11 protein-coding genes are annotated in these 14,989 nt (G+C 28.3%); 4 read left to right on the plus strand and 7 right to left on the minus strand.

Annotation, left to right across the window (positions count from 1 at the left end):
- Positions 1-89: 89 nt before the first annotated feature.
- The 5 genes from ACJJVK_RS01075 to ACJJVK_RS01095 all read right to left on the minus strand — a co-directional run bounded on the left by ACJJVK_RS01075 (position 90) and on the right by ACJJVK_RS01095 (position 5,472).
- A complete protein-coding gene (locus ACJJVK_RS01075; protein WP_405562352.1) occupies positions 90-1,499 on the minus strand; it encodes an FAD-dependent monooxygenase in 1,410 nt (469 codons plus the stop codon).
- Complete coding sequence (locus ACJJVK_RS01080) at positions 1,483-2,694, minus strand: S41 family peptidase (protein ID WP_405562354.1); 1,212 nt, start codon at positions 2,692-2,694, stop codon at positions 1,483-1,485. The genes ACJJVK_RS01075 and ACJJVK_RS01080 overlap by 17 nt, the downstream gene beginning before the upstream one ends.
- Positions 2,691-3,950 (minus strand): kynureninase, encoded by a 1,260-nt coding sequence (gene kynU / locus ACJJVK_RS01085; RefSeq protein ID WP_405562355.1) that lies wholly within the window; start codon positions 3,948-3,950, stop codon positions 2,691-2,693. The genes ACJJVK_RS01080 and kynU overlap by 4 nt, the downstream gene beginning before the upstream one ends.
- Positions 3,951-4,020: 70 nt before the next feature.
- Complete coding sequence (locus tag ACJJVK_RS01090; protein ID WP_405562357.1) at positions 4,021-4,521, minus strand: sterol desaturase family protein; 501 nt, start codon at positions 4,519-4,521, stop codon at positions 4,021-4,023.
- Positions 4,522-4,674: 153 nt separating this feature from the next.
- Positions 4,675-5,472, minus strand: a complete 798-nt coding sequence (locus tag ACJJVK_RS01095) for a 2-oxo acid dehydrogenase subunit E2 (RefSeq protein WP_405562359.1) — start codon at positions 5,470-5,472, stop codon at positions 4,675-4,677.
- A 110-nt stretch (positions 5,473-5,582) separates the two neighbouring features.
- On the opposite strand from ACJJVK_RS01095, the gene ACJJVK_RS01100 reads away from it, so the two are divergent.
- On the plus strand, positions 5,583-6,770 hold the full coding sequence (locus tag ACJJVK_RS01100) for an NlpC/P60 family protein (RefSeq protein ID WP_405562361.1): 1,188 nt from the start codon (positions 5,583-5,585) through the stop codon (positions 6,768-6,770).
- A gap of 4 nt (positions 6,771-6,774) precedes the next feature.
- On the opposite strand, the gene ACJJVK_RS01105 is transcribed toward ACJJVK_RS01100, so the two are convergent.
- Positions 6,775-8,502, minus strand: coding sequence for a hydroxymethylglutaryl-CoA reductase, degradative (locus tag ACJJVK_RS01105; protein ID WP_405562363.1), 1,728 nt, complete (start codon positions 8,500-8,502; stop codon positions 6,775-6,777).
- 143 nt (positions 8,503-8,645) lie between these two features.
- Between ACJJVK_RS01105 and ACJJVK_RS01110 the strand changes: the two genes are divergently transcribed.
- Genes ACJJVK_RS01110 through ACJJVK_RS01120 form a run of 3 tightly spaced genes read left to right on the plus strand, consistent with a single transcriptional unit; the run spans position 8,646 to position 12,955 of the window.
- Positions 8,646-10,832 carry a S9 family peptidase gene (locus tag ACJJVK_RS01110; protein WP_405562364.1) on the plus strand — a complete coding sequence of 729 codons (2,187 nt, stop codon included), beginning with the start codon at positions 8,646-8,648 and terminating at the stop codon, positions 10,830-10,832.
- 32 nt (positions 10,833-10,864) lie between these two features.
- A complete protein-coding gene (locus ACJJVK_RS01115; protein WP_405562366.1) occupies positions 10,865-12,379 on the plus strand; it encodes a peptide MFS transporter in 1,515 nt (504 codons plus the stop codon).
- A 54-nt stretch (positions 12,380-12,433) separates the two neighbouring features.
- Positions 12,434-12,955, plus strand: a complete 522-nt coding sequence (locus ACJJVK_RS01120) for a thioredoxin family protein (RefSeq protein WP_405562367.1) — start codon at positions 12,434-12,436, stop codon at positions 12,953-12,955.
- A 3-nt stretch (positions 12,956-12,958) separates the two neighbouring features.
- On the opposite strand, the gene ACJJVK_RS01125 is transcribed toward ACJJVK_RS01120, so the two are convergent.
- Positions 12,959-14,977 carry a ComEC/Rec2 family competence protein gene (locus tag ACJJVK_RS01125; protein WP_405562368.1) on the minus strand — a complete coding sequence of 673 codons (2,019 nt, stop codon included), beginning with the start codon at positions 14,975-14,977 and terminating at the stop codon, positions 12,959-12,961.
- Positions 14,978-14,989 lie beyond the last annotated feature (12 nt).

Consider the following 14,989-nt stretch of genomic DNA (forward strand, 5'->3'; position numbering starts at 1 on the left):
AAATAGATTTAGCCCTGATTGAAATGGCATCCTTTTTTCTTTTTCAGAAAAAAGATATAATGGAAAGCAGGAAATAGCTTCTAAAAAAACTACAATCCTGCAATTTTATCTTCTTCTAATATTTTATCTGTTTCGTGAATTACTTTGTCTAAAATAGTTCTTAGTTCTTCTTTTGTCATATTTAAATGCGTGTGGACTTCATCATCTGCAATTAAATTTAACAAAGCTTTATCTTGTGCTCTACCTCTTTTCATAGCTTCATTATAGCCTATATTTTCGTTGAATGTAACTAAAGAATATTTAGAAAAATATTGATTTGGAAACATTTTTTCTAAATCCATTTCAATTTTTCTTTTTTCTTTAAACAACGGATTTGCAACGTGATCTCTCATTTCGTAAAAATTATCAATCGCCAAATCTGCAATTGCATCTGTGTCTTTTTTTCTTGCTTTTTCATAAGCTTTAAAAACAGATTTCCAATCTGATAATTCTTGATTTAAGATTTCATCAAACACAAAAACATCTTCGAAAGAAGCGTTCATTCCTTGTCCGTAAAAAGGAACAATTGCATGAGCAGCATCACCAATTAACAATGTTTTGTTGAGGTAAGACCAAGGAGAACATTTTACGGTACCTAAAGCTCCTGTTGGATTGTGTGAAAACTCCTTTTTTATATTGGGAATTAACGCTAAAGCATCTGGAAATTCTTTTTCGAAAAACTCATTTATCTTTTCTGTAGTTGTTAAATTCTCGAAATTATAATCGCCTTCGTTATAACTTAAAAAGAGTGTTACTGTAAAACTACCATCTAAATTTGGTAAGGCAATTAACATAAAATCGCCTCTTGGCCAAATGTGTAAATGACTTTTGCTTATTTGGTGATTTCCTGAATTATCAGCAGGAATTTCTAATTCTTTATAGCCGTGATTTAAATAGTTTTGCGAATAACTAAACAAAAATTTACGCTCAGAAATATAGCTTTTTCTTAAAGCAGATCCTGCACCATCTGCACCAAAAATAACATCTGCTTTTACAAAAAACTTTCTTTTATTTTTATAATCTTTAAAATGAGCAATGGTATTTTCTATATCTACACTCTCACAACCACTATTAAAATGAATGTTTACATTTTCGTGCTTTTCTACTTCATCTAACAAAATGGCATTTAAATCTCCTCTAGAAATTGAGTTGATGTACTCACCTTCTCTACCAGAATAATTTGATGCAAAAGTATTACCTTCTTTATCATGCATTAATCTACCATACATTGGTATGCTAATTTCTTTTGCTTTTTCTTCCATTCCACATAATCGTAAAGCTTTTAAACCTCTATCTGATAATGCTAAATTTATAGATCTACCTGCAGAAATATCAACCTTTCTTAAATCTGGTCTGCTTTCATACAATTCTATTTTATAGCCTTTTTGTGCCAATCTTAAAGCGAGTAAAGAGCCACATAAACCTGCTCCTATAATTAATATTTTATCTTGTTTTGTCATTGATTAATTCTAAGGCTTTTAAATACGTTTCTTTATAACTATTTGTAGTAAAATCTGGTTTAAAATATTCTCTAGGCAAACCATTAACATTGTATAATTTCTCAAAAGGATAACAAAATCTAATTCCTGAATTCTGCAATTGATTACACTTAATTGCACCTAATAATTTTGCCATTGTTGTACCTACAACTGTTACATTTTCCATATTAGAAAAACCTTGAGCAATTGCTTCTCCAACACTACCTGTCCATCTGCTCACCAAAACATAAACTGGTTTATTATACGGATTTTTAAGTGGTGATAATAGTTCTATATATTTTCTTTTGATCCCAAATTCTCTTTCTAAACCTACTCTTTCGTGAATTTGATAAGGCATTTCTTCTTTTACAAATTTGCCCATAATTGATTTTGCTACATCTGTATTACCTCCATTTGCAGTATTTCTTAAATCAATTATAATAGCTTTACTATTTTGTAAACTATCTACAATTTTCGGAAATTGCTTAATAACATTATTATTACCTAAAGAATTATTGATTTTAATATAACCAATATTTTCTGGCAGCAATTTATAATCTAATAGTGTTGAATTGTATTTTTTAAGATTAGGTTTTAGTAGTTTTAAAGTGATAATTTTACCATTACGTAAAACTTTAATTTTTCTTGGTTTATTATGTCTGCCTGCAAAAATTAAATTGGCAAAATACTCTTTTACTTTATGGTCTGGATTTTCTATTGATTTAGGTAAGTTCCATTGTACAATATCAGCAAAATTAACTCCATTCATTTTTACAATTTCGTCACCAATTTTTAGATTAAAATTTGTGATTGTATAATTTTCTCTGATGTCTTTAATGTAATATTTGTTATTTTTTACTGATACAAAAGCATCAACATCATTAGGAATTAATCGAAATGAAAAAGCCAGATTTTTATTTAAGGTAAAATGCGCATCATAAAGTTCGTGTTTCATTAACTCTATTAAATAAGTAAACTCCCAATCTTCTTTTATCGAATTTAAACGTTTACTATAAACCTCTTTTACCTTTTGCCAATTGGTTTGTTTTACATCAAAATAAGCATATTCCATTTGGATGGTTTCCCAAAAATAATTGAAATCAGACAAATATTTATTTTGAGAAAAAGTTACAAGAGACTGTAAAGTCAGTAAAATAATTAAGATGTTTTTTCTCATAAAAGATTCTTTAAAATTGTAACTATTTTATATACATCTTCAAACGAATTATACATTGGTGTTGGCGCACAACGTATAACATCTGGTTCTCGCCAATCTGTAATAATATTATTTTCTGTTAATTTTTGATATAAACTTTTATCGGCGTTTTTAACTTGAATGGATAATTGACAACCTCTTTCTTTTGGATTTTTTGGTGTGATAATTTTGATGTTATCTGCACCAATTTCATTGATTAAAAACTCGAAATAACCAGTTAATTTTTCTGATTTTTCTCTTAAAACTTCCATACCAACTTCATCAAACAAATCTAAAGATGCTTTTATGGCTGCCATAGATAATATTGGTGGATTACTCAATTGCCAACCTTCTGCACCTTCCATAACATCAAAAGGCATTCGCATATTAAAACGAGTAGATTTGTTATGATTCCACCAACCTGCAAAACGTGGTAAATCTTTATTTTTAGAATGTTTTTCGTGTACAAATAAACCCGCTAAACTTCCTGGACCAGAGTTTAAATATTTGTAGGTACACCAAGCTGCAAAATCTACATTTGAATCGTGTAAATTAGGTTGAATATTTCCAGCTCCATGTGCTAAATCTATACCAACTACACAGTTTTTTGAATGCCCAATTTCTGCAATTTTTTTAAGATCCAAATACTGACCTGTGTAATAATTTACACCTCCAATTAACAACAAAGCAATTTCATCACCTTGTGTAGCAACGATTTTTTCTAAATCATCAATATGTAACAATTCTTCTCCTTTTCTAGGTTTCCATTCAATTATATCATCTTCAGAAAAACCATGAAATTTTAATTGAGACTGCACAGCATATCTATCTGAAGGAAAAGCATCTGACTCAATTACAATTTTATATTTTGATTTTGTAGGTCTGTAAAACGAAACCATTAACAAATGTAAATTTGTTGTAAGCGTATTCATAACCACAACTTCAATTGGTTTTGCACCAACAATTTTCGCCATTTTATCAGTTAAATATTCGTGATAATGTAACCACGGATTTTTAGCTTCAAAATGACCTTCTACACCTAAATTTGCCCAATCTTCTAATTCTTGATTGATGTATTCTTTTGTTGATTTTGGCTGTAACCCTAAAGAATTCCCTGTAAAATACAACCAGTCATTTCCGTTTTTATCTTTAGGGATATGAAATTGATTTCTTAAGTGAGCGAGTTTGTCTTCTTTATCTAATTGTTGGGCAAAAGCCAATGTGTTTTTGTACTTCATCAATAAAAAATAGGATTGTTCTCAAATATAAAACAATCCTTTTTTAGACTAAACTTTTATGATTAAAAACTTATTTCTTTAAAATTAAATCTTCGATTTGATTTTTTGTTAAAATCAGTTTTTTGTATCGATCATCATAAGTATTAAACACCTTATCCCAAATAGTAATTGTATTTCCAAAATTTACATTCCAGTTTTTATAATGATGATATAAATGATATTTCTGAAACAAATTTAGATATCCTTTTTTATGTATTTTTTTATGAATTTGATAATGTACATATTCATAAAAGAGGTAATAAAAAGTTTTACCCAAACCAAAACCAACAGTTAAAACAATACTATTTGTGAGCAAATATATTACGACTAAAATAATAATAGTTAAAGGATACATTAATAAAAAACCAGCATTTAAAACTCGATAATCTTTTAAGTTTTTATGATGATGTAAATGAAAAGCATCTAAAAACCATTGCAATTTTCTACTATTTGTGCGTTTATGATAACCTACTCTATGCACAAAATACTCAAAAAAACTCCAACTTAAAACACCTAAAACAATCCATAACAAAAGTTTGTGAAAAATAAAATTGTTTTGGAGTAACACAAAAATATAAAAACACAAAACTGGCAATATTTTAAGGAATACAAATTTTGGATTTCTAGATGCAAAAAACCGTAACAAATAATGATTATCTGATGCCATATTTTTCATTAGCAGCAGTTATTTTAAGATTAATTTTGGATTAGAAAAAAAACTTTGAAACGTTTCAATAAATTTAGAGAAATGAATACCATCCATTATTCTATGATCAAAAGTAAACCCAAAAGTAGATATATTGCTTTTTACAATTTCATTGTTTAAAATAGTTGGTTTTAGTTCAATTCTACCTAAAGAAACCACCATAGGAATTCTAGTATAAGGTGCAATTGGACAAAATGCTTTTTGAAGGTTTAAACTTCCAATATTGGTAAGCATTACACTTCCAAAAGGATCTTTTGGTGATGGAAATAAATTAATGTGAATGTTTAATGAATACATTAAAAAGCTTAAAAAATCTAAAGTATATTTTGATAAAATAGCAGGAATTATTTTAAAATTTCTTTTAGATGAAATGTGTTTTTCTTCTCCTTTTTTTACTTTTTTTATTTCTGATTTAAATTCAATATCTACCTCTTTTATTTCTTTACTAAAAGCTTCTTCAATTAAAACACCAGATAAATCATCTTTAGTTCTATTGGTTAAAGTATGTATAAAAATGGTGTTTTTTTCTCTTTGATAAATATTTCCAAAACGAACAATACTATTAATTCTGTTGTTTTTATTTATGGTTGATGATAAGGCTTTAATTACAAAACTGTTAAAAGAAATACTTTGTTGTTTACAAAAAACTAAAACCTTATCCACATTAAAATCTTCAAAAACATAGGTAGATGAATCTCCTTTTGGTTTCCAAGAACCTAAAGATATTTTTCTCCAAGGACTTAATTTTAATTTGGACTTGTATTTTATATGTTTCATATAACTTTACTTCAAATATTAATTAACATCATAATTAAAAACGAATGGTTTTTACAATTATTATCATTTTAAATATTACTATCTTTATTTAAAATTAATTAAATCTGAAAATGAAATCCTTAAAATATATATTACTTTTTGTTCTAATCTTATTTATTTCTTGTAATAACAAAGAGAAAGAATTAAAACAAATAAAACAATATGCTTCTTTATTAAAAATGACTGAAACACCAGATCAGAGAGTAGCTCTATTTAATGTGGATATTAATTATGAAGAGGATAAAATTAAACTTGAAGGAATAACAACTACTAAGACACCTATGTTTAAATTAATGAATAGTATTAGTAGAAAAAAAATAAAATACATAAACGAAATTAGAGTTTTACCAGATACTGCTGTTGGAGATTTAAAATATGCTGTTGCTCGAAATTCTGTAATTAACATTCGTTCTCAACCCAAACATTCTGCAGAATTAGGTACACAAGGTTTGTTAGGAATGCCTTTAAAAGTATTAGATAAAAAAGGGGATTTTTATAGAGTTCAAACTCCTGATAAGTATATTTCTTGGGTTGATAAAGGAGGAATTACAAGAATGAACAAAGCCGATTTTGATGCTTGGAATAATGAAAAAAAAGTAATTTTTACTAAAAACTTTGGAGCAATATTTAGTCATAAAAGTGATAAATCTGAGATTATTTCTGATATAACTTTAGGTGGAATTTTAAAATATAAAGCTTTGCATAAAGATTTTATTGAAGTTGAATACCCTGATAAAAGAATGGGTTTTGTAAAAAGAGATGAGGCTACTTTATTTGAATCTTGGCTTACTAATTTACAAGTTTCTCAATCTAATATTGAAGAAATAGCGAAGTCTATGGATGGTTTCCCTTATTTATGGGGAGGAACTTCGAGCAAAGGAATGGATTGTAGTGGGTTTACAAAAATGGTGTATTTATTGAACGGTTTTATCATTCCTAGAGATGCTTCTCAACAAGTTCATGCTGGGCAAATTGTGGATTCTGATTTGAAATTTGAAGGTTTAGAAAAAGGTGATTTAATGTTTTTTGGTAAAAAAGCCACAGCAGAAAAAGGAAAAAAAGTAACACATGTAGGTATTTGGCTTGGTAATGGAAAAGGTGAATTTATCCATGCTTCAGGTAATGTCCATATTAGTTCTATTGATGATTATCAACCAAATTACGATGAGTTTAATAAAAACCGTTATTTGGGTAGTAGACGTTATTTAGGTGTTGAGGATAAAAACATCATCAACCTAAAAGAAGAAATTAAGCTATAAAAGTTTATAATAAATTGAATTGTTTAAAGTGATGCGTAAAATGTTTTACGTGAAATTTTTTCCAATACTCAAAATCTAATTCACCAAAAAACGGATGATTTTCTGTTGTAGCTGTTTTAAAATGATTTTTAAAATCGGTAATTTGATCTACTAAATCAGCAATCGCTTCTTGTATAGTGTTAAATTTTTCTGGAGTTGGTTCATCAGACAAAATAGCCGCTCTAAATCCAATATGCAATTCACCATCTGTATCTAAAAATGGTTTTCTTCTGGCCGTTTTTTCATCAGAAACATAATAATCTGCATCAATTTTTCCGTTAGAAATTTGCATCAACAAACTTAAATGCTCAATAACTTGTTGCCCATTCATTTTACCAAAAACAGGTTTTGTTGTTCTTGTTAAACCACTTAATTTATTAGAAATTTCATCTATATTTAAAAAATTAATCCAATTTATTTTCGGTTTTCTTAATTCATTAAATTGAGTAACCACAGCAGAATGAGAAACAGTTCTGGTTTCGAAATATTTGGTAATTTCTTCTTTTTCTTGCTCATTTGCACCCAACTGATTTAGAATATTTTGCAAGTGCATTTTCATATGTCCATGCTGAATTCCTTTGGTTGTTAAAGCTCTTAAAGCTGCAAAATTTTGTGCTAAACCTGCTGCTGCCATAATTTGCATTAAAGTTCTTGCAGATGGTTTTTGCAACATTTCTAAAGACAATTTAGCCATTGGATGCAAAGCTGTTAAACCACCAACTGTACCTAATGCTAAAGGAATTTCTATCCAAAATTTAAAAATGCCATCATCAATAGAACAATGAGACAAACTAGAATACGAACCATTTCTAGAAGCATATGCATGTGCACCAGCTTCTACTGCTCTAAAATCGTTACCAGTTGCTAAAACTACAGCATCAATTCCGTTCATAATTCCCTTGTTATGCGTAACTGCTCTATAAGGTTCAACTTCTGCTATTTGTACAGCTTGGTAAAATTTTTCTGCAAATTTCTGCGGATTTTCTCCTCCCAATTCTTCAATTTTACAACTCACTTCTGCCCTAACCAAACATTCTGGAACATAGTTAGACAAAATACTCATTACAATTTCGATGTCATCTTTCTCAAACTTTTTAGCAATCGCTTCTAAACAAGAATTAATAAAGTTTGCACCCATTGAATCTTTGGTTTCGAAAGTTACGTGCAATTGATAATAATTGGCAAGTTTATCAGTTTTATCAATCAATTTAATATCTAAAATTCCTCCACCTCTTTTTTTCATATTTTTGGTGATGGAAGCAGTTGCTGCAAACAATTCAGTTTTATTTTGATTAAAATAAATTTCTAAATCATTTTTATTGCCAGCAAACATAAAATGAACCTGCCCAATTTTAGTTGTAGAAATTACGGTTGTTTTAAAACCACCTCTAGTACTCCAAAATTTACCAACCAAAGATGCTGCAGCCACCACAGAACTTTCTTCTACAACCATAGGAATAACGTAGGTTCTATCATTAATTACAAAGTTAGGTGCAACTCCATAAGGCATGTAAAAATTAGAAATTGTGTTTTCTATAAAATCGTCATGCAATTCTTGTAAATTGGTATCAACATTCCAATATTGTTTGATAATATTTACAGTTTCTGTTTGATTGTGAAAGTAGTTTTTAGTTAACCAATCAATTTTTTCTTCTTTGGTAAACTTTGAAAAACCAGATATAATTTTACTCATTTAAGTATCTATAAGCTATAAAGAACAAATATAATTGAAACCTTTCAAAAAGTATGATATAATCAAGTTTTATGGATTTTTAAGATATTTTTTGTGGATTTTTCCGTAAACTTGGCAAATCTTTATTAAAAACAAAGTCTCAAATGAAAAAAAGCATCATTTTAGTAACAATTTTCACATTGATCACTTCCTTAAATTATTCACAACAAGAATCAAAAAACACTTCTGGCACCAAAGAAATTACCCTCGAAGAAATTTGGGATGGTACTTTTTCTGCTAAAAGAATGAACTCTTTAAACTCTATGAATGGCGATTTTTATTCGCTCTTAAATAGGGATAAAGACAGAAACACCTCTGTTGATAAATATAGTTATGCCACTTTAGAAAAAGTTGAAACTATTGTAAATAGCAAAGATTTACCAGAAATTAATGGTTTTCAATCTTACAGTTTTAACAATGATGAGACAAAAATTATATTAGGTACAAACTTTAAAAAGATTTACAGACATTCTTATACAGGTACTTATTACGCTTATGATGTTGCATCAAAAAAAGCAACTTTAATAGGAGAAGATATTCAAGAGCCGATTTTTTCTCCTGACAATCAAAAAGTAGCTTACGCTAAAAACAACGATCTATTTATCAAAGATTTTTCTGAAAACAAAATTATTCAGGTAACTAAAGACGGAAAAAAGAACAGTATTATAAATGGTATTACAGATTGGGTTTACGAAGAAGAATTTGCATTTGTTAGAGCTTTTGAGTGGAGTAATAACAGCAAATACTTAGCATATTTACGTTTTGATGAAAGTAAAGTACCAACTTTTTCTATGGATATTGTTGGTAAAGATTTATACCCAAATCAGCAAGTTTTTAAATATCCAAAAGCAGGAGAAACAAATGCAGTAGTTACTTTACACATGTACACGATTGCATCAGAAAATAGTAAGAAAATTGCTTTAGGTGATTATGAATACATACCAAGAATAAAATGGTCTAATGATGATGAAATTTTAGTGGCAACCACTTTAAATCGTCATCAAAATAATTTAAAATTATATAAAGTTGATGCAGTAAAAAGCACAACTTCTGTATTGTTAAACGAAACTGATAAAGCGTATATAGACATTACAGACAACCTTACTTTTTTAGTTGATAATTCTTTTATCTGGACAAGTGAAAAAGATGGATATAACCATATATATCATTATGATTTTGATGGAAAATTAATCAATCAAATAACAAAAGGAAATTGGGAAGTAACTCGTTATTATGGTTTTAACGAATCTAAAAAAACGATTTATTATCAATCTGTAGAAAACGGATCTATTAACAGAGGTGTATATTCTATTAAATTAAATGGAAAAAACAAAAAGCTTTTAAGTAATGCTGATGGACAAAATTCAGCTGCTTTTAGCACCAATTTAAATTACTTTATCAATACATATTCTTCTGCTGAAACTCCACCAATTTATTCTTTATACAATGCAAAAGGAAAAATGCTAAAGGTGATTAAAGATAATGCAGAATTAAAAGAAGAATTAGCAGCATACAAAATGAGTCCTAAAGAATTTTCTACCATCAATATAAATGGTAATGATTTAAATATGTGGATGATAAAACCTGTAGATTTTGATGAAAGCAAAACTTACCCAATGTTTATGTTTCAATATTCAGGACCAGGTTCTCAGCAAGTAGGTAATCATTGGAATGCAGCAAATGATTATTGGCACAATATGTTAGCCCAAAAAGGGATGATTATAGTTTGTGTAGATGGTAGAGGAACAGGTTTAAAAGGCGCAGATTTTAAAAAAGTTACACAAAAAGAATTGGGTAAATTTGAGGTTGAAGATCAAATAGCTGCTGCTAAAAAATTAGCAGAATTGCCTTATATAGATAAAAAAAATATTGGTATTTGGGGTTGGTCTTATGGTGGTTTTATGAGTACAAATGTTTTGCTAAAAGGTAATGACATTTTTACAACTGCAATTGCTGTAGCACCTGTTACTTCTTGGCGTTTTTACGATACTGTATATACAGAACGTTACATGCAAACTCCGCAAGAAAATGCAAGTGGTTATGATGATAATTCTCCTATAAATTATGCAGATAAGCTAGAAGGAAATTACTTATTAGTTCACGGAACAGGAGATGATAATGTACACGTGCAAAACTCAATGAGAATGATAAATTCTTTAATTGAAGCCAACAAACAATTTGATATGTTTATTGTGCCAGACAGAACTCACGGAATTTATAAAGGAAGAAATACAAGATTAAATTTATACACCAAAATGACAAATTTTGTTGTAGAACATTTATTAAACTAATCAAATAAAACTTAAGAAATAAAAGTAGAATTATGTTAGATAAAGGAGTTAGCACAACTGTTGAAGAACAACAAATGTTTGGACACCCAAAAGGGTTATTTTATTTATTTTTTGCTGAATTATGGGAGCGTTTTAGTTTCTATGGAATGAGAGCATTACTTACGCTCTACATGGTAGAGAAAATATTTGTTGCAATTACAGAAAGAGATACTGCTACAGCTGTTGTTTATGCTTCTTACGGATCTTTAGTTTATGCTTCTACAGTTATTGGAGGTCAAATTTCTGATAAAATTCTTGGAATGAGAGCTTCAATATTTTTAGGAGGAATTTTAATGTCTTTAGGTCATTTTGTTTTAGCAATTGAAAATGACATCGCTTTCTTTTTAGCATTGGCTTTTATTGTAGTTGGTAATGGTTTTTTTAAACCTAATATATCAACATTTGTAGGTGCTTTATATAAAGATGGTGATGTAAGAAAAGACTCTGGTTTTACCATTTTTTATATGGGTATTAATATTGGAGGTATGGTTGCACCATTTTTATGTGCTTTATTAGCTGTTAAATATGGTTATCATTATGGTTTTGGTTTAGCAGGAATTGGAATGTTAGCTGGGTTAGTTTTCTTTTGGAGTGGAATTAAGAAAAATGTATTTGGAGACAAAGGTATGCCACCAAGTCAAGAAATTTATGAAAAGAAAGTATTAGGAATTCCGCAAAAAACTTTAATTCCAGTTATCGCTTTTTTATGTGCTCCTGCAATTGCTTTCTTATTATCTTCTTGGAAACAAAACTACGTAAGTAACATTTTCTATATTATAGGTATTGCTGTTTTAGTATATCTAGGTTATATTATTGCAAGATTAAATAGCAATGAAGCTAGAAAAAAATTAATTATGGCAGTTTTAATTACATTTTTTATGACACTTTTTTGGGGTTTCCATGAATTATCAGGAAGTGTAATTACTTTATTTGCTTCTAGAAATGTCGATTTAGAAGGTATAATGACTGCAGGTCAAACTAATGGATTGAACTCTATGTTTATCATTATTTTAGCCATACCAATTTCTTTACTTTGGGGATGGTTATCTAAAAAAGGATTAAACCCAAGAACTCCTTATAAATTTGGTTTAGGATTACTTTTTGCAGGTTTAAGTTTCTATATTCTTTCAATAAGTGGAGCTAGTGCCAATGAAAACGGAATGGTTCCTTTTTATTATTTATTTGCTATGTATTTAATTATTTCTATTGGTGAGTTATTTATGTCTCCAGTAGGTTTATCAAAAATCACAGATTTATCTCCAAAAAACATTGTAGCTTTTATGATGGGAGTTTGGTTTTTATCATCTGCATTTGCGTTTCAAATAGTTGGGTTTATTTCTGAAGAATTAGCTATAGAAAATGTTCCTGGGCAAGTTATAAATCCAATAGACACATTAGGTGTTTATACAGATGGTTTTAATTTAATTGCAATGTATGCACTTGGTGCTGGAGCAATTGTTCTTTTATTTTCTCCATTAATGAAAAAATTATTAGGGAACGTACATTAAATTTTAATGAAAGTAGAAATTTAACTTTGGCATATACTTTGTAAATGTTTAATTATGAAAAAAACATTTTTATTATTACTAATAGTATTCGCTAGTTTTACAAGCTATGCACAAAACGAAATCAATTGGCTTTCTTTCGAAAAAGCAATCGCTTTAAACAAAGAAAACCCAAAACCAATTTTAATAGATGTTTATACAAATTGGTGTGGCTATTGCAAAAAAATGGATAAAGAAACCTATTCTAATCCAGTAATTATAGACTATGTAAATACAAATTTTTATGCTATTAAATTAAATGGAGAAGGCAAAGAAGATATTAATTACAAAGGCTACACTTTTAAATATAAAAAAGAAGGCAGAACTGAGTTCCATGAATTATCTGCTGCTTTGTTAGAAGGTCAATTATCATATCCTTCAACAATATTTATGTCTGCTAAAGAAGAAATGCTACAAAAAGTACCAGGTTATTTATCTGCTGAGAGATTTGAAAAAATACTCGCTTTTTTTAACACAAAAGCATATAAAGATCAAGAATGGATTAATTTTGAAAAAGGTTTTAAAAGCAACCTAAAATAAGAGTTAATTCTCTAAAATATAAGCTCCTTTTTGTTCTGTATAATGAAAAGGAGTTTTTTTATTCTCTGCAGTTTTCTGCCATCTTTTTACATAACTTTTATAATTAGAACCATCAGCAATAATTTGTTTTGGCTTTAATTCATTAATTAATCTCTCTAAATTTATTTTAGGTGATTGTTGCAACAATACAATCGGATTTTTTAAACCATTTATTTGATAAATACCTAAACTATCTACAACTAAAATAATTTCATTTTTAAATTGATAAATGTTTGAAACTTCATTTTTTAACGTTTGATGTATATTTTCTCCAATCCTATAAGAAGCTAATAAACCCAAATTTTGGATCATAACAGTATCTAAATCGTGATGAATTACAACTTGTTCTCCTACTCTATTTCCAAGAATTGAATTTCTACTTTTATGAAAAACAATAAACTCTTCCTTTATTTTCTTTTGATGTTTCTCATACAGGAAAAAGCTTTGTACAACTAATATAGATGCTAGAAAAGAAACTAATCTTTTGGGTGTATTTTTTATCAAAAATCGAATTCCGAATACAATTAAAGTATAAGTTAACAACATCATAAAAAATGAAAGAGAGATCTCTTTAAGTAAGAATTGTTCTTGATGAGAAACCCAACTTACAAAACTGTTCATTGCAGAGATTATATAACCATAAAGATTTGCCAAAAATTGAGGTAAAACTCCAAATACTGCCAATATTATAATTAAAATTCCGAAAATTAAAATAGTTCCTAAAAACGGAATAATGATTAAATTAGAAAGCATAAATAAGCCTGGAAACTGTTGAAAATAGTACAAACTTAAAGGCAAAATTCCTATTTGAGCAGCAATAGAAACTGAAGCTAATTGCCAGATTTTTTCATCAACTTTAAATCTTGGTTTATAAATTTTATACAATTTGGGTTGCACTAAAATAATTCCGAAAACTGCTAAATAACTCATTTGAAAACCAACATCAAATAAAAACATTGGTTTAAAAATCAACAAGAAAAACATTGACGTTATTAAAGAAAATAACGAAACATTTTTTTGATTAAAAGACATACCAATTGCCAAAAAAGTAAACATAGTTACAGCTCTTGTTACTGAGGCTGATAAACCAGCTATAAATGCAAACATCCAAAGTAATACAACAACAAGTACTGTTTTAATAATTCTACCATTTTTAATTCTTACAAGAGGTTTTAATAACCAATTTAAAATCAGTAAAATTATACCAACATGTAAACCAGAAACTGCCAAAATATGAATGGCTCCTGCATTAGAATAATTTGCTAAAAGTTCTTTAGAAATTTCTTGTCTTTGCCCTAATAAAAGCGCGTTTATTACTGCTAGTTCATCATCTTTAAATTGATATTTTTCTAGTGATTCTTGAATTTTATTTCTAACTTTTGCTGATAAACCAATTAACGAAAAGCTTTTAAAACCTAAGCTTAAAAAGTTATTTTTTGTAAGATATAATTGCTGGTGAATGCCTTGTTTTGCTAAGTAAAACCGATAATCAAATTGATGCGGATTTACAGGCTTGTTTATTGCTAGAAAAGATGATTTTATATAAAAAACTTCATCAACCTGAAAAGATTTAAGTTTACTATCTTTTGATAGGTTTACTAATATTCTACCTCTGGTTTTTATGTTATCTATTTGTATAACCTCTGCTTCAAATTTATAATTATATAAACTTGATTTTAGTATTTTATCAACCTTTAAAATAGCAGCAGAATTATCAGTTAAATGGTTTTGATAATAGTTTTCATAATTCAAATCGTTGTTTACAAAAACAGAAAAAACCCCTGTAAAAAAGAAAAAGATGAATGCTAAAATAGTTCTGATAATTATATTGTTAAGCAACAATATAAAACCTAAAAGCAAAGAAAATAGTACTCCTATTTTGATAAAACTAAAGTGCCAAATTTTGAAGTAAAATTGTAAAACAATCCCTAGAATTATAAAAACAACAAAATGTAAGGGTAAATAACCCAGTATCTTTTTCATATAGCTTGATAA

Origin of the sequence: Polaribacter sp. Asnod6-C07, from assembly GCF_045063625.1 — a bacterium.
Classification (GTDB): Bacteria; Bacteroidota; Bacteroidia; order Flavobacteriales; family Flavobacteriaceae; genus Polaribacter; species Polaribacter vadi_A.

Bases quoted from the DNA above. Each gene is read 5' to 3' on its own strand.
- ACJJVK_RS01075 (WP_405562352.1), bottom strand. From the start codon at position 1,499: ATGACAAAACAAGATAAAATATTAATTATAGGAGCAGGTTTATGTGGC.
- ACJJVK_RS01080 (WP_405562354.1), bottom strand. From the start codon at position 2,694: ATGAGAAAAAACATCTTAATTATTTTACTGACTTTACAGTCTCTTGTA.
- kynU (WP_405562355.1), bottom strand. From the start codon at position 3,950: ATGAAGTACAAAAACACATTGGCTTTTGCCCAACAATTAGATAAAGAA.
- ACJJVK_RS01095 (WP_405562359.1), bottom strand. From the start codon at position 5,472: ATGAAACATATAAAATACAAGTCCAAATTAAAATTAAGTCCTTGGAGA.
- ACJJVK_RS01100 (WP_405562361.1), top strand. From the start codon at position 5,583: ATGAAATCCTTAAAATATATATTACTTTTTGTTCTAATCTTATTTATT.
- ACJJVK_RS01105 (WP_405562363.1), bottom strand. From the start codon at position 8,502: ATGAGTAAAATTATATCTGGTTTTTCAAAGTTTACCAAAGAAGAAAAA.
- ACJJVK_RS01110 (WP_405562364.1), top strand. From the start codon at position 8,646: ATGAAAAAAAGCATCATTTTAGTAACAATTTTCACATTGATCACTTCC.
- ACJJVK_RS01115 (WP_405562366.1), top strand. From the start codon at position 10,865: ATGTTAGATAAAGGAGTTAGCACAACTGTTGAAGAACAACAAATGTTT.
- ACJJVK_RS01120 (WP_405562367.1), top strand. From the start codon at position 12,434: ATGAAAAAAACATTTTTATTATTACTAATAGTATTCGCTAGTTTTACA.
- ACJJVK_RS01125 (WP_405562368.1), bottom strand. From the start codon at position 14,977: ATGAAAAAGATACTGGGTTATTTACCCTTACATTTTGTTGTTTTTATA.